This is a genomic window from Aporhodopirellula sallentina SM41 (genome assembly GCF_000346505.1).
Lineage (GTDB): Bacteria > Planctomycetota > Planctomycetia > Pirellulales > Pirellulaceae > Rhodopirellula > Rhodopirellula sallentina.
The window spans coordinates 1-23,683 of record NZ_ANOH01000412.1; the positions used below are offsets into that span (position 1 = coordinate 1).

The following is a 23,683-nucleotide window of genomic DNA, read 5'->3' on the forward strand; positions in this document are numbered from 1 at the left end:
AGAGTGCGCTGTTGGCCAAGTTGCAGTAAGCAGCAATCGAACCGAACGGATAACACGCGTCCCATTTGCTGTAGCGGAAGCCGCCAAGGCTTTCGGCTTTCCCTGCTTCACCCAATACGCTCCGCGCGTTTCGCTACGACAGCAAACTATCCCTCGAGCCTATCCCCATCCCAACCACCCTCTTGAAAATCCAATGAACCCAACCGATCCAACAACGCCCCAGGCGGAACGTCTTCCTGTCACCGTGCTTTCCGGATTTCTCGGAGCCGGCAAGACGACGCTGCTCAACCATATTCTGACCAACCGCGAAGGCCTACGAGTCGCGGTGATCGTCAACGACATGAGCGAAGTCAACATCGACGCGGCGTTGGTCAAATCGGGCGACGCGAATCTTTCGCGAACGGAAGAACAGCTCGTTGAGATGTCCAACGGTTGCATCTGCTGCACGCTACGCGAAGACCTGCTGATTGAAGTTCGCCGGCTCGCTCGCGATGGTCGCTTTGACTACCTGCTGATCGAATCCACCGGCATCTCCGAACCGATGCCGGTCGCAGAAACGTTCACCTTCGAAGACGAAGAGGGCGACAGCCTGTCGTTGGTTGCCGAACTGGACACGATGGTGACCGTCGTCGACGCAGGCAACTTCATGAAGGATTTCGGTTCTTGGGACGATCTCACCGATCGACGTTTGGGTCTGAGCGAAGAAGACACTCGCAACATTGTGGATCTGTTGGTCGATCAAGTTGAATTTGCCAATGTCATCGTCGTCAACAAAACCGATTTGATCTCGCCGTATGAACTGGAGCAGCTCAAACAGATTCTGCGTCAGCTCAACGCCGAGGCCAAAATCCTGACCACGACAGAAAGCCGCATTGAGCTATCCGAAATCATGGGCACCGGGCTCTACTCTCTAAGTGAAGCCGAGGAGCAACCCGGATGGTTGGAGGTGCCGCGCGGGGAAGAAGAAACCGAGACCGAAGAATACGGCATCTCGAATTTCGTCTATCAAACCCATCGTCCATTTCATCCCAAACGTTTGACCAGCGCTCTGGACGCCGACATGGAAGAAGGTTTATTCACCGGAGTGCTTCGTAGCAAAGGATTGATGTGGATCGCGTCGCGACACGATTGGGCCTACGACTGGTCGCAAGCCGGGTGCTCGATCCGCATGAACCCAGCCGGTTTCTGGTGGGCAGCCGCACCGGAAGAGGAATGGCCCGACGACTCCGAGTCCATTGAAGAAATTCGATCCAAGTTCGTCGGGGAACATGGCGATCGCCATCAAGAATTGGTGTTCATCGGAAACGCGATGAACCAAGAAAGAATCACCCAGATTCTCGATGACTGCTTGCTGACGGACGTTGAATTTGCTCAAGGCCCAAACGCGTGGGCGGACATGGAAGATCCGTTGCCATCAATCGAATTGGAACATGACGAAGAAGCCGTTTCCAGCTGATTGTAATTCGCCACAGAGACACAAAGGGGCACAAAACGCTGCAACGCAAACGAGCGAGCTCTCTGTGCCCTCCTTGTCTCTGCCGCAAACCCAAATCCTACATCTTGAATTTTCTGATTTGAAATTTCGCTGATCCGAAGTTGACGAGCAGCCCGTGACTCAGCGTGGTCGCTTTTAGATAGCCGAGGATTTGTGCAACATGTTTGTCATCGATTCCTCGAGCGGCTTTGATCTCAACCACCAGAATTTCTTCGACGACAAGGTCTAACTTGTATTCGCCTCAACAAAATTGGTCGTCATCAAACACCTGCACCGGCACCTGCTTTTCACAGCGAATCCCCGCTTTAGCCAGACGATGAAGCAATCCGTTTTCGTAAATCTTCTCGAGGTAGCCGGTGCCCAAATAGACATGCAAATCGTAAGCGATCTGTCGAACCCGATCGCAAAGCTCGTTGACTCGCACGTCACTCCAGTCTTGATTGACACTCATCTCCTAGGCCTATTCAAAAACATGGTGCATAAACAGTTTCGCCACAGAGACACAAAGACCACAGAGGTATTGACCACAAAGTCTATCTTCCTTTGTGACCTCTGTGCTTTTGTGGCCAAAATCAGGGCGGTGCAACACAAATGAGCTTCGCCACAGAGGCACAAAGAGCACAGAGGTTTTGGCTACAAAGTCGATCTTTCTTTGTGACCTCTGTCCCTTTGTGGCCAAACGAATGCGGTGCAAGACGACAGTTGGCTGAGTTTTGAGGCCCCGCTACCACCGATGAAATGGAAGAAGAGAAAGTAGCCAGTCAATCCGCTTGAATGAGCCTTGTTCCATCGCGTGTGCGGAAACCAACTACCGGTCCGACCAAGCCAAGTTGGTAACCGCCATGCGGCGAGACAAATTTTCAATTACCGGAACAGCGTTCCAACCGAGAATTTGACCTCGCAGTCGTCGCAGACACGAAAGGCGACCGAATCGTTCAAGTTTTCAGTTTGATAACCACCATCGTCTTGGCGTTGATCGAGAACAACCGTTTTTTCTTGTGGGTCAACAATGAGGTACGCGGCGATGCCGTGCTGGTGATAGAGCTGTCGCTTGTAGCCGAGATCGTTCCGTCGCGTGGACTCCGAAAGCACTTCCACAGCGACTGCGGGAGCCTTTTCCAAATGCCGTTCGGGTGGATCGCCGCAGACAACCATCACGTCCGGTCGCACAACGGTATCGTCACTGACAATCCAATCCAGCTCCACCAATGCTTCGGCATTGCAATCAATTTCTTCGACCGCGTTGCCCAGCAATCTTGCAATCCGCGAGACCAACGACTGATGCCGACCAAATGGGCTGGGGCTCATTGCAATCGCAATGCCTTCCCACAATTCCCAGTCACCCTCCCAGTGCTGATAGTCGCTTGCCGTGTAATGCGGTGAAAACTCGTATGCACTCGACATTTTTGATCCCTCGTAAATGCGCCCCCTCAACCAAATGGCCCGCATGAATGCAGCGGAGACGCTGAAATAGCCCGGCTGCCCACTGGACCAGTGCCCGTATTCTAGCAACGATTTCAATCGAGCAAGGGGCGAGAGAGAGCAACCACAAATTTAACTGCAAACGAAACGCCACCAGTGAAGCAAACAGTCAAAGCAACTCGATGGCAGATGAAATCACCGACGCAAAAAATCAGCCCAGCCCGCTGAGCTTTGCCGTTCGCTGATCAAATCAAATTGACTTGCACTCGATCGATCGAGTAGCCTGAATCGGCTTTGGCTCCCTCTACGACAGGACAACGGAATGCTTCGCACGACATTTGCATTGACTCTGTTGCTCTTGTCTATAAAGGTCGCTGTCGCAGCTTCAGCCGCAGATCCGCCAAAGGAAAAGGCACCTCGCGCCGACATTGCAGACCGCTTAGAAACGATCCTGAAACGGCTAGATGATATCGGGCAACAGTTCGCGAATCAGGAGGCAACAAATTGAATACCGACGGAATGGACCGTTGATGACCATGGCATAGTGCGTTCACAAGGTCGTCCGATTGGACACAGGGGTATTGATGGACCGACACCACCAAATCAACAACGCCGCAAATTGGGAAATCCAGCGACGAAACATCCGATGTCAGTGAGTCGAGGCATTTCGACAAGAGAAGATCAATCGCGCCGATCGGGTGATCGGTAATGCTATGAGCTAAAACAATTGGTGTCAGATGGCCAATCATCCAATCTTTACTTCGACATTTCATGGCGACGTAGCCGCCGTCAGGAAATTGCTCGACGACGACGCAACTCTCGTCACCATTCGCGACGCGAAGAACCTGACGCCCTTGCATGTGGCTGCAAGCCGCGGACAAGTGACGGTTGCTCAGCTTTTGATCGACCACGGCGCAGACGTTCATGGGCTTGCCAAAGATGGCGAATGGACGCCACTCGTCTTCGCCGCCTATCGCGGACACTTCGACGTGGCCAAAGTATTAATTGAGAATGGTGCAGGTATCACGGACGACGATGGGAACCCAATTCACTATTCGGGCCAACGCAAACACAAAGACATTTGCCGCCTGCTCGTCGAACACGGAGCGATTGACAATCTGCTCGACTCCGATGACGACGATCTCCTTAATCTGTTTCGCGCGACATACAGTTATGACGCGGACGCTGTCAAGGAAATCCTCGCTCGTCGACCTGAGCTAGTGAACTGCAAAGACAAAAATGGCCGCACGGCTCTTCACGAGGCTTGCACGCACGGTGATACGAAAACGGTTCGTGCGTTGCTCAATTCGGGCGCGGATGCGACGATCCAAGACGCCAACAGGCAAACCCCGACGGATAGAGCAGAGACCCACAACCAACACTCCGTCAAGAAGCTTCTAGATAAACACGACGCAGCATAACGATGCAATGGCCACGAAGCGGCGAAGTCCGTTCGCATTGAGGCGATTGCGATTCAGAGCCTTGCATCTCTCTGGCGGAGCGGAAGCCCCTCTGCTAATTTACGTCACTCATGGTTTGCGTTCGAAAGAGACCGGAAAATACGGATGAAGGTTCTTGCATTAATCTCACTGCTATCGGCCGCGTGTATCGGGATCCCGGCAACTGCCGAGGACAACTTGAGCTGCTTCCGGTCGATTAACCTTGGTAAAAGCCATGCGGAGCGTGTTGTTAATTCGCGACGCCTGCGCCAAATCTTTGACTTTCCCATGTCCAGAGCTTTGGGCAAAGATGTTTTGGCCGTTCACGCCCCTGTAGCTCCATTGGCCGATGTGTTTTTTCATCCGTTGCCTCAGCATGGACCACGGCCGTGGTACGACGGAATGGCGATTGCGGACAACCAGTAGTTCCATAGAACGTTCCACTAACAGTGAAACGCTTCTCACCGCACTACTCGCATCGAATAACCAGGCATTGCACCGGATCCGACTGGCAGTGGAAAGCGACTAGTTGAGACCAAACACCGCCGGACCGGTGACCAATTTCGTTCTCCGCATAATTCCCTGAACGGAGTCAGTCTTCTTGGAAGTCGCAATACTTGGTGCTGGTATCGCTGGCTTAGCGTCGGCAATTACGTTGCACCAAATCGGCATCTCGGTCCGCGTATTTGAACGCCGAGAATCGGTGCACAATCTCGGTGCAGGCGTCGTATGCTGGCCCAACGCAACCTTTGTGCTTTCCCAAATCGGAATTCTCGATGAGTTGTGTACTGTCGCTGGAAACGTCACCGCAATGCGACGCACTACGCAAAACGAGGTTGAACTCGGAACTCTGAACGTTCAACAAATTGATGCTGCAATGGGGTTTCCCAGCCTTGCTGTTTTGCGAGAAGACTTAATGCGTGTGCTGCTACAACGTGCAGAAGAATGCGGAATCCTCATTGCCTTCAACACACATGCTACCGCGATTGAGCGCACTGGCGATCATTGCCGTGTCCTTTTCGCTGATGGCACATCCATTTCGCCAACACTTATCATCGGTGCTGATGGAAGAATGGACTCCAAAGCGCGGCAATACACCACCAAGGACAATCGACCTGTTTATCAAGGATTCGTCAACTGGATTGGGATCCACCGATGGGACCAACCCAAATTCGATCCTTTGGAAATCCGCGACTACTGGGGTGTTGGAGCACGTTTTGGAGTCGTGCCCGTATCTGCGTACACGGCATACTGGGCGGGAGGCCTGGCAGTGCCAGAGCGTTCTCTATACCGTAGTCGCACGAACCTCAGTCAGCTGAGGCAAACCTTCGATGGGTGGCCTGCTCCTGTCAGTGAAATCGTTCGGACCGCAACGAATACCACCATAAAGTGTTTGGGACTTTTCGATCACGACCCGGTACCAAAATGGCATCGAGACAATGTGCTCATGATTGGAGACGCGGCGCATGCGGCGCTTCCAACATCGGGTCAGGGGGCCGCACAAGCGTTTGAGGATGCTTGGTTCCTTGCTCGAGAGTTTTCCGCATCACCCGGTGACTTAGAAAATGCCATGGCCAGATTCACTCAACAGCGATTAGAAAAAACTTCTCGAATCGCGATGGGAGGCCGAATGTTCGCATCCAGCTTATATAATACCGATGCGGCAGAATGTGCGTCACGTGATCGCAACGCTATCGAAACAGATTATGCTGCAATGGCTCTGGGAATGGCCTCTGCCTGGAGCGACGGACTGCCAATTGGTTGATAAAAAGGCCAGAACGCGGAGTCTCCGGTTGCGAGTTTTCAAGTAGAGCATCAGTCACGGCGGCCGGATTATGCTTGGCATTCGTCCGGTCCAGTTCAGCCAAACGTTCCCCTCGCACCGAAGATCCTTACCTACCGAGGAAACCGAACTCTTTCTTGGTGAAAGGAGCAGGAATTATTGCCCGCGTGTTTCCCCGGGGCGGCGTGAGTCTGCCGAAACGGGGAATCGGTCAATACATCGCTCGCGAAGCAGAGTAAGATATGAGCCTGTCGAATACCTTACCGGCTTGTCGATTTAATCGAAAAGCGAAGGTTCAACGATAGAGTACCAGCCCGACTCGCAAGCGAGCGTTTGCCTGTGCCCCTTGCTTGGCGGGCTGTTGATTTATTGCGTTTAACGGGCAGCCAAAGGCGACCTACCTGCCACTGCACGTCGCCTACGGCTACCGGTTAAACGAAAACAGGTTGACTCTTGATTAAATCGACAATTCGCTACACGCCTCCTGACTGAAACTCGACCAAGGCGCCGCCTCCGATGAGGACACAACATTCGGATCAACAAGGATTCACGCTCCTCGAACTCCTGGTCGTGATTTTCATCATTGGCCTGCTCGTTGCTTTGCTGCTCCCGGCCGTTCAATCGGCTCGCGAAGCCGCCCGATCGACGGATTGCAAAAATCGAATGCGGCAATTGGCCCTTGCCTCCCACATGCACCACGACGCGGTTGGCTATTTCCCACCGGCTCGATACGAATCGCGGCCGGGCGCGGAACCATCTCAGCAATGCGGTCTCGAAACGCCCACTTGGCTCGCGCGAGTGATGCCATACATCGAACAGACTGCTCTGGGACAGCGTTGGGATCTGTCAAAACCATGGTACGAACATCCCGAAGCCGTTCGCACCACAGTCCCGGACATCTTTTTGTGCCCGTCGCGACGCAGCGGAACCCGTCCGCTCGGAACGCGCAGCCTGCGAACGACGGTAGATGGTGGCGGAGGTCGACTCCCATGTGGCTGCCCCATCCCGCCTCGTCCGGTGGATGTCTCTCTCGATATCGAAGGGGCACTCTGCGACTACGCGGGCAACCATGGCGACCTCACACCGGGATCGACCGGAGCATCTACCGATTTTTACTATGGCGGAAACGGGACAGGCGTGATCATCAGCGTCCGACCGCAGTGCAAAGACGGTGTCGCGACCGCCCCCGCGGATCGCATTCGCATGGCCTCGGTCTCGGACGGAACATCCAGCACGTTCCTGTTCGGCGAGAAGTACATTCCGCCCGAACAACTGGGCCAATTCCCAGAGGACTCCCCCGCGTACGACGGCGATCACTTGCCCGCATCGAGCCGACTGGCTGGCCCCGGACTGAGACTCGCCCACGGTCCAAGCGACATCCTCGCCGACATGTTTTCATTCGGAAGCTGGCACCCGGCGGGCGTGCATTTCGCGTTAGTCGACGGCAGCGTTCGCATGTTCGATTCCCACACGGACACGAAAATATTGGGTTCGTTGGCGAATCGCAAAGACGCTCGGGTGGTGGAGCTAGCCAACTGATGCGACGCCTGCCCGCCCCCATCATCACCGTCGCCCTGGCGATTACGCTCTTACCAACAGCGGGCTGTAGCAACGACTCCGAATCCGCCAAAGGCACCGTCGCGTTCTCCGACGGCGAACTCGTGCAATCGGGCAGCATCGAATTTCGTTCGCTCAAAGACGGCTCGCGTTACGCCAGCCGAATCACGTCGCTCGGTGCGTTCCGATTGAGCGACGGTGACGGGCGAGTGCACTTGCCACCCGGTGAATACGAAGTCGTCGTGGTTCAGGTCGTCTTAACCGAAGACCTCGCCGCCGACGCGCACGAGCACGGCCGCACCGTTCCGCGAAAGTACGCAGACTATTATACAAGCGGCCTACGCGTCACCCGACTCGCTGAGGATACGACTCCCATGCAGGTCGTTCTGGAACCCGACATTTAGCGATGGCGATGCACTGCCGAAGGTAACCTCCATTGTCACCACGGCTTCGCGAAGCGGTGAGATCTCACCGGCAACCACTGGAGCGTTTTTAGAAAAGAATGCAGCCGATGTCGCCAGACTTCAGTGGCCTGAATTCTGGCGAAGTCAGCTACAGGGATCGGATACGCCAAATATCCGAATGCACTAATCGGCGAGTGGGTTCAACGCGTTTTCCATCGCTTTCGAAGACTCCTCAATGTCTTCCGTAGCTCCGGGCGCGATACCCATTGCAGACGGGTCTGGCGCGGATTCGATAACCTGGTTGCCGCCATCGCTACATCCGATCGACGTCAAGAGCAACATGCTTCCGCCGGACTGCTGTAACGCTTCCGTTCGACTTATCGATCGGAACGAGAACACTCACTTGTCAATCGGCCTATTTGTCCTTGTCAGACGAAATTGTTTGGGGGTGGTGCCGACGTGCTGCTTGAAGATTCGGCACAGGTTATGGGGCGTCTGGAATCCGGCTAGCTCGGCGATCACATTGACCTTCTTATCGGTCTCGAGCAGGAGCTTCTTGGCCATTGTTAATCGGTAGTTTCGTAGCTCCTCGGCGGGCGCACGGATGTAGTGTTCGCGAAACGCCTTTTCCAACCCGCTTCGAGACATACCGACCGCTTTGAAAAGCTGATTCATACTGATCGGCTCAGCAGCATTCTCGTGCAGATAACGAATGGCTTCGACCACTTTCGGATGGTCAACGGCATGACTGTCGGTGCTTCGTCGTTCGACCACAAATGACGGGGGCACGTAGATCGGTTCGCGTGGCGCGGACTCTCCACGCATCAACCGTTCGAGCAATGCTGCGCCTTCGTAACCGACCTGCTCCCAATTGTTTTCAATACTGGAAAGGGGGACACGCAAGCATTCACAGATGATCTCCGTGTTGTCGACGCCGAGCACAGCAACCTCGTTCGGAATATCCAGTTCGGCCGCCAGACAAGCATCGATCACCTCCACCGCTTCGGCGTCTCTCGACGTGAAAACGGCGAGCGGCTTGGGCAACGAAGTCAAGCGGCGAAGCAACCATCGGTGTCGTTGATCGAGTGTATCGTTTCGCCTCTCCCGTTCCCGATGCCAATTGAGAACGTCGCACCGATGACCAGCAGCCTCGATCGATTCTCGATAGGAATCGCGACGCCGACTGCTAACCCCCATTCCTCGTCTTTGGACGTAGGCGAAGTGTTGGTAGCCGCGATCGAGGAAATGATCGGCAGCCATTCTTCCAATCGCGACATTATCCGTGGTGACGCGAGGCAACTCGATGTTGGGGCGACTTTCTGCAAAATCGACAATCGGGACCTTGCAGTGACGAAGTCGCTTCCAAATGTCACGTCCGCCACCGAGCAACGCCAGCACTCCGTCGCCGTTCCAGTGACTCGGAACGAGGTCTTCGAAATCAGCCGTAATGTGCCAGCCATGATCACGTGCAAACCGGGCCACCCCGTGGTGAATTTTCGGGTAGTACCACGTCAGTGCTAACAAGATATTGCGTCCCGGTGTAACGACCGCCTTCCCTGCCGAGGTTCTTTGCGGGGTGCTGGCTCCTCTTGGGTTATTGGCTCCTCTTGGGCTACTGGCTCTTTTTAGGCTGTTGGGCAAAACGACAATTCCTCAGAAAACACGGTAGCGAATATGACAACGATTTTACTCGAAATGTCAATTTGTGTTCGACTGCGGCACGGTTATCGTTCTATAGGTGCGAGCCACCTTCATCACGCTCTTCGCAACGACCGGTCCGTGTTGCGTTTTTCAACGATGAGGTGTGTCCCACGCGCCGTTCCCCACAAATCCCTTCGACCCAAGAGCCTACCTCCCCGTGATTAGTCAGTCGCCTTCCCCCGGCTTTGATCGGCTGAGGGGACTTATCGCAGCCACATTTACTCCCATGAACCCAGACGGGTCTTTGCGTCTGGACGGGATCGATGAAACCGTCTCGCATCTGATCGGTCACGACATCGACGGGATGTACATTCTCGGCAGCACCGGTGAAGGCCTTTCGTTGACGTCGCCGGAAAGATGCGCCGTCGCGGAACGCTTTGTCGATCGCGTCAACGGTCGCGTTCCGGTTATCGTTCAGTGCGGCAGCGAGAGTTTGCGCCAATCCAAACAACTCGCCGCAGACGCGCAATCCATCGGCGCCGACGCTGTGTCGGCGGTCAGTCCGGTGTATTTCAAACCGGACTGCGTGCAGACATTGGTAGACAGCATGGCAGAGATCGCGTCTGGCGCACCGGACCTACCGTTTTACTACTACCACATACCGGGCGCGACAGGCGTCAATCTACCGATGGTGGATTTTTTGAAATTGAGTGCTGACCGGATTCCAAACCTGCGTGGGATCAAGTTCACATCTCCGAACGTGCATGAATTGCAAACCTGTCTAAACTATTCACAGGGTCAATTCGAAATCCTGTGGGGACAAGACGAAAGTTTGTACTGCGGCCTGATTGCTGGGGTACATGCCGCAGTTGGCAGCACCTACAATTTCGCCGCAGCGATCTATCAGCAACTAATCAGAGCATTTTCAGACAGAGACATTGCCAAGGTTCGTGAACTGCAAGCACGTTCCCAAGCAATCGTAAACACCTTCATACCCTACGGTCCGCGAGCAGCACAAAAAGCGATGATGTCAATGATCGGTATCGATTGCGGGCCGAGTCGATTGCCAATCGCGTCACTACCAGCGAACCGATACGAAGAACTTCGTCGCGACCTGGAAGCAATCGGCTTTTTTGAGTGGATCGCAGAACCGCTTCGGGTCGAAAGTGCTGGCTAGCGTGAGAACTCACAACCGATTTAAAATTGCCGCGTTCGTTTTTGCCTTGCTGACGCTCGGCGGATTCGACACACGTTGCGTTTCCGGTGAACAGGCTACGGCACCTGATGCAGCAGTCGGCAATTTGTTGTGGGATGCGTTACCAGACCATCCGAATGAATTGGGAGTTGCCGGTCCCTTCGTCGGAACCAGCAACAACGCATTGATTGTTGCCGGGGGAGCCAACTTCCCACGCCCGGTCTGGGACAACGAGAAAGTTTGGCAGAATAGCGTAGACGTATTGCTACGCAGGACCAACGATTTCGAAAAGCCCAACAACTACGAGTGGGTAAGCGGCGGGACACTGCCGCGACGATGCGGATACGGTGCGTCCGTGTCCGCACACGGCGGCGTCCTTTGCATGGGCGGCAACGACGGCGTGAATACTTTCGATGACGTGTTCCTGATTCGTTGGAACGCGACGTCGGAGACGGTCGAAACGATTCCGTACCCCGCCTTACCCGAGCCCTGTGCCTACGGACAGGCGACCCTGGTCGACGGCGTGGTCTACTTCGCCGGTGGCCAAGACATGACGGGCGAGGCGCTGAAAAACTTCTGGGCGCTCGACCTCAATGAAACGATCCCGCCGCAGCAAGCAAAATGGCAAACCCTCGATCCTTGGCCGGGTCCGTCACGCGCATTCAACCTCACCACCCATCAACACAACGGTTACGAGGAATGCGTCTATGTCATCAGTGGTCGCAACGAGTCACGGGGGAAGCTGCAACTCCTAACCGACGTGTGGGAGTATCGTCCGAGCACGGCTCAGTGGCGGCAGCGGTCGGACGCGCCGCGGCCCGTGATGGGTGCGGCGGCCATCGGGATCGGGCAAAGCCATGTGCTGGTTCTCGGTGGTGACGACGGGACACTCTTTGGCAAAGCAGATGAACTCAAAGATACCCATCCCGGGTTTCCCAAAGAAGCTCTGCGGTACCACACCATCACCGACACCTGGACATCCGCAGGAGCCATCCCACAAAACCAAGTCACAACCAACGCAGTGATGTGGGAGGGTCGGATCGTATTGCCAACCGGTGAAGTACGTCCGCGAGTACGAACGCCGGCAGTCTGGAGCATCTCACCGAGCGAATCGCGTTCGGGCTTCTCCACGTTGGATTACGTCGTTCTCTTTGGCTATCTCCTGACGATGGTTGGCGTTGGACTTTATTTCGCAAAGCGGAACCGAAACACCGACGACTACTTCCGCGGCGGCAGCCAAATGCCGTGGTGGGCGGTTGGTTGCAGCATCTTCGCCACGATGCTCAGCTCGGTAACCTTCACGGGGATTCCCTCGAAAGCATTCGCTCAAGATTGGGTTTACGCCGTCGGGAACCTGATGATCCCGGTGATCGCATTCGTGGGCGTCTATGTTGCGTTACCGTTTTACCGACGCGTTGATGTGACGAGCGCGTACGAGTATCTCGAAAAACGATTCAGCCGAAGCGTGCGGCTCTTCGGAAGCGCTAGTTTCACCCTCTTTCACATTTTCCGCATGGCTGTGGTGATGTCGTTGACCGGCTTAGCCTTGGCAGTCGCGACACCTCTCTCACCGGCAGAGTCGGTGATGCTGATGGGCTTGCTCAGCGTTCTCTACAGCACCATGGGCGGAATCGAAGCCGTGGTTTGGACCGATACGATCCAAACGTTTGTCTTGCTCGGCGGTGCATTGTTAGCGTTGGTGTTGATGGTGCTCGGTGCCGACGGTGGATGGAACGGGATGCTCGAAAACGCATTCGCCTACGACAAACTAAGGGTCGCGAATTTTCACACCGACATCGCCCATTCCCAATTGGCTTTGTGGGTCGTCATCCTCGGTGCTGCCGGACAAAACCTGTCGTCGTACACTGCCGACCAAGCAGTCGTCCAGCGTTACATGGCCACCCCAGATCAGAACCTCGCGGCCAAATCCATTTGGACGAACGCGTTCATGGCAATTCCGGCGACACTGCTGTTCTTCGGCGTGGGCACCGCACTGTTCGGTTTTTATCGCACCCATCCTGAACGCCTCGATCCTAACATCACGACCGATCAAATTTTTCCCCTCTTCATCGCGAACGAGATGCCGATCGGGATCGCCGGATTGATTGTCGCTGGTATTTTTTCGGCGGCACAGTCGACCGTCTCCACCAGCATGAATTCGACCTCGACGACCATCATCACCGACTTCCTGCGTCCGATGAGTGTTTGCCAAACCGAACGAGGTTACCTGCGAGCAGCCCGTCTTGTGACCTTCGTTGTCGGGATCCTTGGCACACTGCTCGGAGTGACTTTTGTGGACCCCAGCATCCAGTCTCTGTTCGATAGCTCGATCATGGTGATCGGAATGTTCATGGGAGTACTCGGCGGTCTTTTTGTACTCGGCTTCACGACCCGGCGGGCATCGTCGAGCGGAGCGATGATTGGTGCGTTATCGGGCACAGCTTTGCTCATCTATCTTTGGCAGTTTAGCGAAATCACGGGGTATCTGTACACCGTGATAGGCATCGCCACATGTTTCACCACGGGCTACCTCTCGAGCATTTTGCTCGGTGCGGAAACTCGTGAGCTTCGCGGGCTAACGCTCTTCACCACGCCGGCATCTTCGGCGACCGTCGCCACGGGTGACGACATGCGTGCCACCGAGCAACAGCCTTGCTGAAGAACCACGCGTGTCCCTAATCGCCCAGACTTCAGGCCCCCAAATCCAGGCCCCCAAATCCAGGCCCTCGAATCCAGGCCCTCGAATTCAGGCGTTCAGTTCAGGCCCTCGATGTCAGGCGACATCGGCTTCGTCGTTTTCTAGCTCGCGTTCGTAGTGAATCGCATGAAAGATCCTGCTGCATGAGGATCTTTCACACGATCCACTACCCGAAGAGAGAACTAACCTAAACGCCTGGTCAATCCACAGGGTTCTTGAGTTACCAAACAGGATCTCAGTAAGACAAAGCGGGCTCAGACGGGTCCGTCGCCGGAGAGAACGCCGCCTGTGAACACCCGCATACACGGCACAGACGATCACCAACCTCGCAAAAAGGTGACACTAATCATGTCATTCGCGACTCGGGGTCACACAACATAGATAGCGACATCCCCTGCGGTAGCGAGAATGCCAATATTTTTGTTCTAGGTGACAATTGAAGCCACACACTTAGGGCCTATCATGAGGGAACGATGCACCACCTTGCAAAGCCATACCGGGGTGATCACTGGCCTTGAATGCCGGTCGTGCAATTCTTCTTTATGTCGTGGTTCAGTAAGGGTCAGACCAATGCGAGTTCTTGTTTTCAGTTTGTTTCTGGTTGCCTCCAGCGTTGGTTGCAATCCATCCGGCCCGCAAGTCGTTGAACCGGCGCCGATGACCGCGGAGGAAGCAGCCGCGGCAGAGGCTGAATACGAACGCTCCATGACGCAGGACACCTAGAACCTATCTGAGAACTCATCAACCAACAGGAATCGCCCTGGTTGATACGAGACACCTGCGGCCAACGCCCGTCGGCGAACAATCCAAGTGGTTTAGGTCGCCTTCGTATTCGAAACGAATCGTTTCCCGATGGCCGCATTGGAGGCCACTTTCATTTGAAAACGCGTGCCGCGTGCTTGCTTGCGCGACACCCTCTTTCCGACTGCAGCGTACGAATTACTTACTATCTTCCTTCTTCGGAGTCTTCACGTGTTCAGCAGCAAACGACGTTCTTTCCGAGGTTTCACCCTGGTCGAGCTTTTGGTTGTGATCGCAATCATTGGTGTCCTGGTTGGCCTTTTGTTACCGGCCGTTCAAGCGGCTCGCGAGGCAGCTCGACGAATGAGTTGCAGCAATAATTTCAAGCAAATCGGCTTGGCACTTCACAACTATCATTCGGCCTACAATCAGCTACCGCGAAACCTTGGCGGAACCTCTCCTGATCCGACAACGTCCATCAGCAACAACAAATCCAACCGATTGTTCTTGAGTTGGATGGTGGGGATCACTCCATTCATCGAACAACAGTCGATCTGGGAATCGATCGCTGCGGGAGTCGACTCGGATGGCAATCGTTACGTTCCGATGGGACCAACGCCGTGGACGAACTTCGTTCCTTGGAACACCGACATTCCGGCGTTTCGTTGCCCGAGCGATCCGGGTATTGGCCTGCCCGCGAAAGGTCGAACCAACTACGCGGCCTGTGTTGGCGATCATGCCCGCTTGACGAACTCCGGTGGACGAAATCAGTTCGGGTTCTATCAATCAGCTAACGACGATAACGCGGAGGTCGCCGGCACGAGCAAATCGGACGACGTGAACACCGCGATCGAAGCACGCCGCACGAACCGTGGTTGTTTTTGGTCACGCCACACGACCCGTTTCCGCGATATCACCGACGGCACCTCGAACACCATCATGTGTGGTGAGATTTGCACGTCGCTCGGCAATAAAGAAGTCAATGCCGACAACGCCTACTACACGAACGATGCGTTGGTCACCGACACGGCCATGGACCTGCAACGTTGTCTCGACCGGGTTGACCCGGAGCGGCCTCAGTTCCTTCGTTCCAGCGTCGATACTCGCAACGGAACGAGCGAAGCAAGAGGTTATCGTTGGGCAACCGGGATGCAACAGTACAGCGTCTTTCAGACGATCTTGCCGCCCAATAGCCCGAGCTGCTTCCGTGGCCGCGACGTTTCTCAGGGTGTGTCATCCGCGGGCAGTCGCCATCAAGGTGGCGCCCATGTTGTCATGGTCGACGGAGCCGTCAGGTTCATCACAGACAGTATCGAAGCCGGCGACATCACGAAAACTCCGAACACCGGCGAGAAAAGTCCTTATGGGCTATGGGGTGCGTTGGGCACTCGCGGAATGAAAGAAACCGAGAGCTTGGAATTCTAAGCATCGCGAGAAAATCCTACCCCCGCGAGCGAAGTGGGCGTCGGCCCACATTGCTCGCAACCTCAAACGCGAGCACGTCAAACTCTGCTCGCGCAGTCCCCCCTTCCCTCTCTTTTCTCCTGCCTCCTCCATGCCCCCCTCTCTCGCCTTACCTTCCCTCGCGATTCCATCGCCACCGAACGTGGCTGACTCGCGATCCGTTCCTTCCCCACCTTATTTCCTTCCTTTCATTGATTCGATATGAATTCAACTACAACGATTCGCGCAGTGGTCGCCTCCGCGATCCTGATCAGCTCATCGGCCACCTTCGCAGCGGCGGACGGTCCCGATTTGCCAACGATTGATCTTTCGGGAGAAACCGCTCGACACACCGTGATCGCTCCCGGGACTCCACAAACCTATCAAGGGCATCCGACGACGCTCCGGATTCCGGGGACAGACACCATTTTTTGTGTTTGGTGTATCAACCATGGTGGAGCCGCCGGACCGATGGCCAAGAGCGACGACGGTGGAAAAACCTGGATGCGACTGGACGACCGGTTGCCACCCAACTTTGCAACCCATCAAAACTGCCCGAGCATTTACCGCCTTACCGATCCACAGGGCGTCTCCCGCATGTGGGTCTTTTCCGCCGCGTTGGGGCATCGCGGCGGACCGGGCATGCCCAGCATCATGAGCGAAGACGATGGAAAGACATGGAAAGAAATACCGCCTTTGGGTTTTCCATGCGTGATGACATTCAGCAGCATGGTGCGGTTGAACGACGGTCGCTACCTGGGGCTGTATCATAAAGGTCCTGATGGCAAGGACCGAGCTCCTCTCAACGTGCTCCAGACGATCACGTCGGACGGCGGATTCACCTGGACCACACCGAAGGTGGTCGCTGCCGTGGAAGGAAAGAACCCGTGTGAACCCTTCGTTTTTCGTTCACCCGACGGATCGGAATTGTGCTGTTTGATGAGAGAAAACACCCATCAAGGTCGAAGCCTCGTGATGTTTTCTCGTGACGAAGGGAAGTCATGGAGCACACCCAAAGACACCCCATGGGGGCTCACCGGCGATCGTCACGTCGGTGTGCGAACGCCGGATGGTCGCTGGGTCATCGCGTTTCGCGACCAAGCACCAAACAGCAAAACGAAAGGTCACTTCGTCGCCTGGGTTGGCACCTACGCCGACATCCGGAACGGCGATCCTGGTCAATGCCGGGTGAAGTTGTTGCACAGTCACGCCGGACGAGACTGCGGATACCCGGGCGTCGAACAATTGAGTGACGGCACCATCGTTGCCACCACTTACATCAAATATCGCCCCGGGGCGGACAAACATTCGATCGTCAGCACTCGATTTCGGCTATCCGAAATCGACGATCGTCAAACGAAGCCCGCGCCCTAGGATGCATTCCTACGCCGAGCAATGGCTCGGCAGGAATGCCCCCACAATGCCTATCGAATTCGGCACTGGAATTCGATCGTGACGCTGTCGCCGACTTCAAGCGTTTCGTTGATTCGCCAGATCAACTGCGATGACGACGCGCTGTTGGACTTCGTTTCGAAGTCCGCATCGACCGACGCAGTCTGACTGTCGGCAACGTACTCCAGTCGAGTCGTCAAGTTATCGGTCACGACAACGCCTGAGACGGCGGAGTCACCAACGTTTTGCAGTCGCAAGGCGAAGGTGACGGTATCGCCGATCGCGGCGTGTTGCTTGTCGACGATCTTGATCAGGTTGAGACGCCCGGCGTCAGGAAACTCGTACACGACCAAGGAATCGACCTTTTGGTCTCGAGTCAACACCGGTGGTTCCAAGTCCTGAATTTCAACCTCGACACTTTGATCGACCGTCCAAGTGTTGGCCGCAACGGCATGCCGTTCGAGCATGGCGAGCAACGATTCGTCGAGTTCCGAAATACTGATGTCTTGGATGCCCGCCAATACCGCGAGAACATCAGACATCGAGTGGAGTTGTTGAACCCTTTCGATTCGCACACCACGATTGCGATCTCGCATCGAGTCAACCCGACGCGTGAATTCGGCACGGTCGACTTCCACGGAATCTCGGACCACCAAACCGGGCAAATCGTAGTTGACGTCCACGGGGCCGACCGGACGATCGACTCCCGAGACTCCAATGGCTCCGTCACCCTGAATCGCACCGGTGATGCGTCGCACGTTGCCAAAGCGAGGCGAGTAAACGCAAACGCGATTCGATGCGGCGAATTCGATATCTCCGTTCTCGGTGGTGTAGTGCGTGACCGTGTCCTCGGGTTGCAAACCGATGATGCGATCGTCCACCGTCAGAGCGGCGTTTGGATCTTGGTCGCCACCGTCACACAAAAACTCTTGTGGATCGTAAAGCCAGGGTTGCGGCGCCATTGCGGGCATCGCGTAACCGTGCGGGCGTTGGTTGCACGAGACACAATCGCCACATTGAGCATCGGCGCAAGGCCCAAACGAACATCCGCAGTCCGGCGTTTCACAGTTGTCATCGCCAACATGAACGGACGACCGACGAAAACCGACTTGAGAGATCTGCGCCGATTGCGCGGCGACGGCCGCGGTATTTGACGGTGCGGCGGTCGCGGTGGCAACGCCATGGGCTAGCTCCGCAACCGGTTCCAAAGCGACTGGAGTTGCTGAAGCATTCTGATTCGCGGATTCTTTGACCGGCGCAGAAGGGACCGGCGACTGGCTTTTCGACGCCCCGATCGGCAACCCGGTGCAACCGGTGGTAACCGCCAATACGCACGTCAACGCCATCACACCGCAGCACGGCGCGAGCGATGCGAAAACGTGTTGTTTCCCGCTGAATTTGTTGTCAGTGAATGAGATCATGGATTTGGTTTAAAAATGGGAGCCCAAGATGGGTGACCAAAAAAGAACTGACTCTTCAACACTTCCGCACGTGGCGGCGCCAACGATCCGATGCGAAGAATCGCAACGGTACGTCCTCGCAAATCAGCAATCTCCAAAGGATCCTGGTATTCAGGAACATCGATCGCGACAGGTCCGTTAGGCCCTTCGGCGAGCGGCGTGGCGGTTTGCGGGTCTTCCAAATAGATCACTCGAGTGACCAATCGTCCTTCCAAGGCGGCGAGAATGTCATCCTCGTCCAGATTCACTGGAATTGGATAGGTGGTTGCCAATCCTGGAGGCGGGTAGGTCCGATCGACCATTTCGATCGTCGGATACAACTCCGCGCCTTCGGCTCTCGGGATGCCGCTGACGCGAAACCGATAGACCTTGCCGATCATCAGACCGGCCATCAAGTCCGACTCCCCTTCACCGAAGGTGCCGTACTGCGCCAATGAGAAACGCACACCCTCGGGCCCATGAAACCGAACCGGTTGAAAATATGGCTGCACCGGTTGTCGGTAGCTCATCGCTTGCCGAGTCGACGCGATGACTCCCGCCGGCATGTCGCCGGCATAGAGCGAATGACCAGAACGCCGGGGAAGATAATCCGAAGGATCCGCAGCCTTGGCGATACTCGAGACACAACACGCGACCAAGAGCAGTAAGAGTGAGCGTCTTAACATCGCCTGTTCCTTTTCTAACTGACGAAACCCAACCGACATTGTCAATAAAAGTCGCCTGAACAAGGCCAAGCAACCCGATGCTGATAACGCAAGCGAAGCGGACTGAATCAGCCCGCTTCGCTCGGCCGTTAATCAGCCTGTTTAGTACACCCGTTGGCTCGGGTGCTCATATCCTGGGCTGGCGTTTGGCACGCCGGGATGGATATTTTGCTCGGTAACGCGGATGCGGCTTACCGGGTTCGGATAGCTCATGCCAGGTTGTTGACGGACGTCGATACGAAGGTCTTCAACCGGACGAGGCATGTGCATGTGGGTGTGGTTACGAATCGTGTGACTCTTCAACCCAGCCGGTGCTCCCAAAGGAATGTGAGGAGGACCAGGCAATCCGATCGGCGTTCCGGTGTACGGCATGCCGTATTGCGGTGCGTTGACACCAGCGACCATTCCAGGAAGGCTAGGTGGTGCACCCACTTTGCCGGCTCCCGGTCCCGCAGGCGAACCACATCCGTCGGTCATGGCAGGTGCGAACGGTGCAGGCAGTCCGGCGATCGGAGCGCCCATCATACCGGCTCCCGCGATGCCCGCCATTCCGCCACCAGCCATCTCGATATCTTTGTCACCGAGACGGATGATCGCGAGGATGCTACCGCGTCGGTCGGCTTCGACGATTGGGTCGATGCCCGGATCGAGTCGAGTACTGACGAGTGTGTCGATGCCGGCGATGGCAGGACCTTGGAACTCGGGATCGGGAAGATAGATGACTTTGGTGACGAAGTTACCCGTCAGGACTTGGTCGAAGTCTTCTTCGCTGAACTGCAACGGCACCGAGTTGTGAGCGAGGTAGGCTCCGGTGCGTGGGTTGGCATACGCGAGTTCCACGGTTGGATACAATTCCACGCCGGGACGGCTAGGAATGTTGGTCAACTTCAGGCGATACAATCCGCCTTGCGGGAAGTTCTGACGAGCGGGAACCACGAGTGGTTCACTGTCGAACATGCCCGAACCGCTGATGTCGTATCGGACGTGCATCCCGTCAGGGCTTCCGAAGGTAACCTGAGCGGTTGAGATCATGCCGGGCATGCCGGATGTCATCATCACACCGCCGCCGGGCGGGATGACTTGCCCGCCACTGCCACAGCCTGCGGAGTCACCGTGACCGCCACAACCGCAATCGGCTCCCGCACCGCCTTTCAGCAGTTGGCGGAAACCAGCCGTTTGAGCTTCGACTTGATCGTATCCGACCAAGGAGATTTCAGGGTTGCTGTCCCCTGTCGCCAAATCGCTGATCGACATTTTGCCGTCTGCGGTTTCGCTTTCGTTGGCTGCCAATCCGGATGTCGACGTATCGGCGGCCGCGGCTCCCATCATGGGGTTGTAGGCCGGCGGTCCGAGGACGCCGGGGCCAGGTCCACCGACGCCAGGTCCGGGCTGCATCATCCGCTGCTCCGGTGGCATGTTATGGCGAACCGGCACACACCCGGTGGCGATCATCGCCATGGTCGCCGTTAGCGCCAAATGAGTGACGATTCGTTTCATCTTTTCCCCCGTCATGGGTCGCTGCGTTCGAGGATTCGGGGAGACCCGCACGGGATCCCTGGCCAAAAGTCGAACAGGTGTTAATCCGTCATGGTGACGAATCGTGATCGAATGGGATGGACTTCGACGGCCCGAGATCTCTACGATCCACACGCCGTTGACGCTCTGAATCCACGAACGGACCCATCGCTACGACGTTGCATCGGCAGGTCAGGCCTCGAATCTTTGATAAAATCGTCACAACCCGCACATGAAGATTGACCCGCACGACTGTTGTTGCCCTCACCGGAACGATCGAGCAACGCGTCGATGGGGCGTAAGGAAGCAGAAAAACTGGCTTTTCGCCCTGTTTTTGCTACTCGGATCGATCACCCTGGTCGGTCCCGCGGCTCGCTCAGCTTCGGCCCAAACAGCATCCGCGACCGACAAAATAAAATCGATCGCACCGGCGGACGCCGACCCGGCGCGGCGTCTTCTCGCCCGGGTGATCGAGCAAATTGCCCTCGGCCCCGCCTTTGACGCCAAATTTCGCCAACGGGTTTGGGTCGGCGGCCGCGAAGTAATCGGCGTCGGTACCTACGAACAAGCCGGCGACGGCAGCGGATGGTTCAACATGCAAGTCGCGATGCATGACGGGGACGGCAAACACACGCTGCAACAAATCAGCGACGGACGTTTGGCGTGGACGCGGGAACAAATCGGTGACGACGTCTCCCTACAACGCGTCGACGTGGGGCGACTCGACCAATGGATGCACAGCGGATCGAACTCGACCGTGTCCGCACCTGTCTACCGCGGAGGTCTTACCAGCGGAGACGCCACGGACAGCCTGAAAGCAACGGCCCGCCGTGACCACCTGGTCGATCATCTTCCGCCGAGCGTTCGGGTTGGGGGATGGACCGAAATGCTCGAATCGATTGCCGCGGACCACGACCTCCAAATTGTTTCGGGACGGTTGGAAGATCGAGACGTTTGGATCATTCGAGGCTCGATGCGTCCCGACATCCGAGAAGCCAGACTCGAAGAATTCGGCACTCCAACCTGGCCTGAACTATGCCCCACGCAGGTTGTGGTGGCGATCGCGAAAACGGCTTCCCCCGAAACCGGATTCGGACAAGGTTTGCCGCTGCGTATCGAATTTTGGACCGATCCACAAACCACCGAATCGCCCAACTCAGCGAGTGGATCGAAAGACAGCGGATCCAACGAAGATGGATCGGTTGACACCTCGGGCGATGGCAACTCCCATAACGGGCTCGCGAGCACAGGTACCGCCGTTGATGCGTTGTCCGCCGCACCGAAGGCACCGGCGGAAAAACCAATCGCCGCAACGCAGAAGGAGCGGCTGATCAGTTTGATTGAGCTTTACTCGATTCGTCCGATATCGTCGCCACCGATTGGACGCTTTCGATTTGAGAATCAAGACATGTCGGTGAACTTCACCAACGACACCGACCGCTACCTCACTCGCTATGGGATTCAAATTACCGAGCGTCAAAGCCGAATGCTTCGCAGATGAACACAGCCAAATGGAAATCGTGGGCAACCCTGGTCCGCTTGCCCAACGTTTTTACAGTCCTCGCGGATGTTGCCGCGTCGTTCTTGTTGGTGCTCGGGGGCAGCGGTTGGTACACCGGGCGACTTGATCTCGATGCCTTTCCCGATGGCGGAAGTTCGATCTGGATCTTCCTCGGCTTGGCGATCGTTTCGGGCGTTTGCCTTTATTGGGCCGGCATGATCCTTAACGATGTTTTCGATCTTCCGCGTGACCGAGAGAACCAACGCCAAGGACCGCTCGTCACCGGCGCGATTTCAGCCGGCGCGGCAAAGACTGCGGGATGGGGTTTGTTGCTACTGGGTATCGTACCGACACTCGGAATCGGCTTTTGGAGTATGGGAATCATCGGATGGCTACCGGCGATTGTGGCGACGGTATTGGCCATTTGCATCTTCCTTTATGACGGCCCCTTAAAACGCACCCCCATTGCTCCCGCGGTGATGGGAATGTGCCGTGTGTGCAGTTTCCTGTTGGGGGCGAGTGCAGCAAACGCGGCAATTGCGGCAGGGATCGGCCCTGACAAGCTCCACGATGTACAAATCGTTGCACTGGGGCCGTCGATCGCACCTGGGATCACTCCGGTGGTGCTCGCATTCGCCTTTGGAATGGGAACGTATATCGCCGGCCTGACGACGTTCGGCCGGCGTGAATCAATCGGCGATCGAACGATTCATCTGCCGATCGGCCTGGTTGCGATGACGGTCGGAGCGATGCTGTTGGCGTGGGCACCTCGGTTTGCAGGAATCGGCTTTGAAGGCGACGGACCCGCGTGGATGACGGCATGGCGCGTCGATCCGGTGCTGATCTTTCCGGCCGCGATTTTATTGATGCTCGCAACGACTCTGCTGCGAGCCCGCTCGGCGACGATGAATCCATCTCCGACAAAGATCCAAGGAACGATTCGCGCAGGATTGATGGCGATCATTCCGATTGCCGCCGCGATCACGATGCTGGCCGTTGGTGCCGAAATCGCACTTTTGGTGTTTGCCTTGATGCTGCCCTCTCGGTTGCTGGGACAACATTTCCGGGTGACGTAGGTCGGGGCGTCGTACGTGGCGGATGGTGCTAGTCTCGGTCTCGGAGAGACCGATCTACGTGGGACAAGCTACGTGGAAACCGGTTGCGAGACGGTCTGTTCGCGCCAATCGACGAGATGGACTTCGACGCTCTTGTAGCCGCGAAACTCGTTGATCACCGGGCGGTACGCGATCTCGATCGGACCGTCGCAATCGTTCAGCGGGTCGCACCAATCGG

Annotated in this window: 18 protein-coding genes and 1 pseudogene; 12 read left to right on the top strand and 7 right to left on the bottom strand. The window is 56.1% G+C overall.

Translation table 11 applies throughout. The annotated features are described in order from the left end of the window. Positions 1–193: 193 nt before the first annotated feature. Positions 194–1,456 carry a zinc metallochaperone GTPase ZigA gene (gene zigA, locus RSSM_RS26840; protein ID WP_008687143.1) on the top strand — a complete coding sequence of 421 codons (1,263 nt, stop codon included), beginning with the start codon at positions 194–196 and terminating at the stop codon, positions 1,454–1,456. A gap of 97 nt (positions 1,457–1,553) precedes the next feature. On the opposite strand, the pseudogene RSSM_RS35025 reads toward zigA, so the two are convergent. Beyond that, positions 1,554–1,946, bottom strand: a pseudogene (locus tag RSSM_RS35025) (GxxExxY protein). A gap of 413 nt (positions 1,947–2,359) precedes the next feature. Further along, complete coding sequence (locus tag RSSM_RS26850) at positions 2,360–2,899, bottom strand: Uma2 family endonuclease (protein WP_008687151.1); 540 nt, start codon at positions 2,897–2,899, stop codon at positions 2,360–2,362. A gap of 755 nt (positions 2,900–3,654) precedes the next feature. Here RSSM_RS26850 and RSSM_RS26860 point away from each other — a divergent pair. The 4 genes from RSSM_RS26860 (at position 3,655) to RSSM_RS26880 (ending at position 8,100) form a co-directional block, all read left to right on the top strand. Then, entirely contained in the window at positions 3,655–4,338 is a 684-nt protein-coding gene (locus RSSM_RS26860; protein WP_008687153.1) for an ankyrin repeat domain-containing protein, read from the top strand. A 619-nt stretch (positions 4,339–4,957) separates the two neighbouring features. After that, complete coding sequence (locus RSSM_RS26870; RefSeq protein ID WP_008687155.1) at positions 4,958–6,121, top strand: FAD-dependent monooxygenase; 1,164 nt, start codon at positions 4,958–4,960, stop codon at positions 6,119–6,121. 534 nt (positions 6,122–6,655) lie between these two features. Then, positions 6,656–7,678: a DUF1559 domain-containing protein gene (locus RSSM_RS26875; protein WP_008687157.1), complete on the top strand. Its 1,023-nt coding sequence runs from the start codon at positions 6,656–6,658 to the stop codon at positions 7,676–7,678. Further along, positions 7,678–8,100 (top strand): hypothetical protein, encoded by a 423-nt coding sequence (locus tag RSSM_RS26880; protein WP_008687159.1) that lies wholly within the window; start codon positions 7,678–7,680, stop codon positions 8,098–8,100. Before RSSM_RS26875 ends, RSSM_RS26880 begins: the two co-directional genes overlap by 1 nt. 183 nt (positions 8,101–8,283) lie before the next feature. On the opposite strand, the gene RSSM_RS34200 is transcribed toward RSSM_RS26880, so the two are convergent. Beyond that, positions 8,284–8,442, bottom strand: coding sequence for a hypothetical protein (locus RSSM_RS34200; RefSeq protein WP_008687161.1), 159 nt, complete (start codon positions 8,440–8,442; stop codon positions 8,284–8,286). Between the two features lie 57 nt (positions 8,443–8,499). Further along, positions 8,500–9,624 carry a XylR family transcriptional regulator gene (locus tag RSSM_RS26890; RefSeq protein ID WP_008687163.1) on the bottom strand — a complete coding sequence of 375 codons (1,125 nt, stop codon included), beginning with the start codon at positions 9,622–9,624 and terminating at the stop codon, positions 8,500–8,502. A gap of 334 nt (positions 9,625–9,958) precedes the next feature. Between RSSM_RS26890 and RSSM_RS26895 the strand changes: the two genes are divergently transcribed. The 5 genes from RSSM_RS26895 to RSSM_RS26910 all read left to right on the top strand — a co-directional run bounded on the left by RSSM_RS26895 (position 9,959) and on the right by RSSM_RS26910 (position 17,192). Continuing rightward, positions 9,959–10,918 carry a dihydrodipicolinate synthase family protein gene (locus tag RSSM_RS26895; RefSeq protein ID WP_044303760.1) on the top strand — a complete coding sequence of 320 codons (960 nt, stop codon included), beginning with the start codon at positions 9,959–9,961 and terminating at the stop codon, positions 10,916–10,918. Between the two features lies 1 nt (position 10,919). Beyond that, positions 10,920–13,595, top strand: coding sequence for a sodium:solute symporter family transporter (locus RSSM_RS26900; protein WP_008687168.1), 2,676 nt, complete (start codon positions 10,920–10,922; stop codon positions 13,593–13,595). Between the two features lie 609 nt (positions 13,596–14,204). Then, positions 14,205–14,357, top strand: coding sequence for a hypothetical protein (locus RSSM_RS34205; protein WP_008687169.1), 153 nt, complete (start codon positions 14,205–14,207; stop codon positions 14,355–14,357). A gap of 249 nt (positions 14,358–14,606) precedes the next feature. Then, on the top strand, positions 14,607–15,800 hold the full coding sequence (locus tag RSSM_RS26905; protein WP_008687171.1) for a DUF1559 domain-containing protein: 1,194 nt from the start codon (positions 14,607–14,609) through the stop codon (positions 15,798–15,800). Positions 15,801–16,040: 240 nt separating this feature from the next. After that, the gene (locus RSSM_RS26910; RefSeq protein WP_052336141.1) at positions 16,041–17,192 is read left to right on the top strand and encodes a sialidase family protein; all 1,152 of its coding nucleotides are present in this window, start codon (positions 16,041–16,043) and stop codon (positions 17,190–17,192) included. A 50-nt stretch (positions 17,193–17,242) separates the two neighbouring features. On the opposite strand, the gene RSSM_RS26915 is transcribed toward RSSM_RS26910, so the two are convergent. From RSSM_RS26915 to RSSM_RS26925, 3 genes are all read right to left on the bottom strand, one after another. Next, a complete protein-coding gene (locus RSSM_RS26915; protein WP_008687175.1) occupies positions 17,243–18,631 on the bottom strand; it encodes a DUF11 domain-containing protein in 1,389 nt (462 codons plus the stop codon). Then, positions 18,628–19,335, bottom strand: coding sequence for a hypothetical protein (locus RSSM_RS26920; RefSeq protein ID WP_044303762.1), 708 nt, complete (start codon positions 19,333–19,335; stop codon positions 18,628–18,630). The genes RSSM_RS26915 and RSSM_RS26920 overlap by 4 nt, the downstream gene beginning before the upstream one ends. Positions 19,336–19,476: 141 nt before the next feature. Continuing rightward, on the bottom strand, positions 19,477–20,886 hold the full coding sequence (locus tag RSSM_RS26925; RefSeq protein ID WP_008687179.1) for a hypothetical protein: 1,410 nt from the start codon (positions 20,884–20,886) through the stop codon (positions 19,477–19,479). Between the two features lie 235 nt (positions 20,887–21,121). On the opposite strand from RSSM_RS26925, the gene RSSM_RS26930 reads away from it, so the two are divergent. Together RSSM_RS26930 and RSSM_RS26935 are read left to right on the top strand one after the other, a co-directional pair. After that, the gene (locus tag RSSM_RS26930; RefSeq protein ID WP_008687182.1) at positions 21,122–22,390 is read left to right on the top strand and encodes a hypothetical protein; all 1,269 of its coding nucleotides are present in this window, start codon (positions 21,122–21,124) and stop codon (positions 22,388–22,390) included. Beyond that, positions 22,387–23,466, top strand: a complete 1,080-nt coding sequence (locus tag RSSM_RS26935; RefSeq protein ID WP_008687183.1) for a UbiA family prenyltransferase — start codon at positions 22,387–22,389, stop codon at positions 23,464–23,466. Before RSSM_RS26930 ends, RSSM_RS26935 begins: the two co-directional genes overlap by 4 nt. The last annotated feature ends 217 nt before the right edge of the window (positions 23,467–23,683 follow it).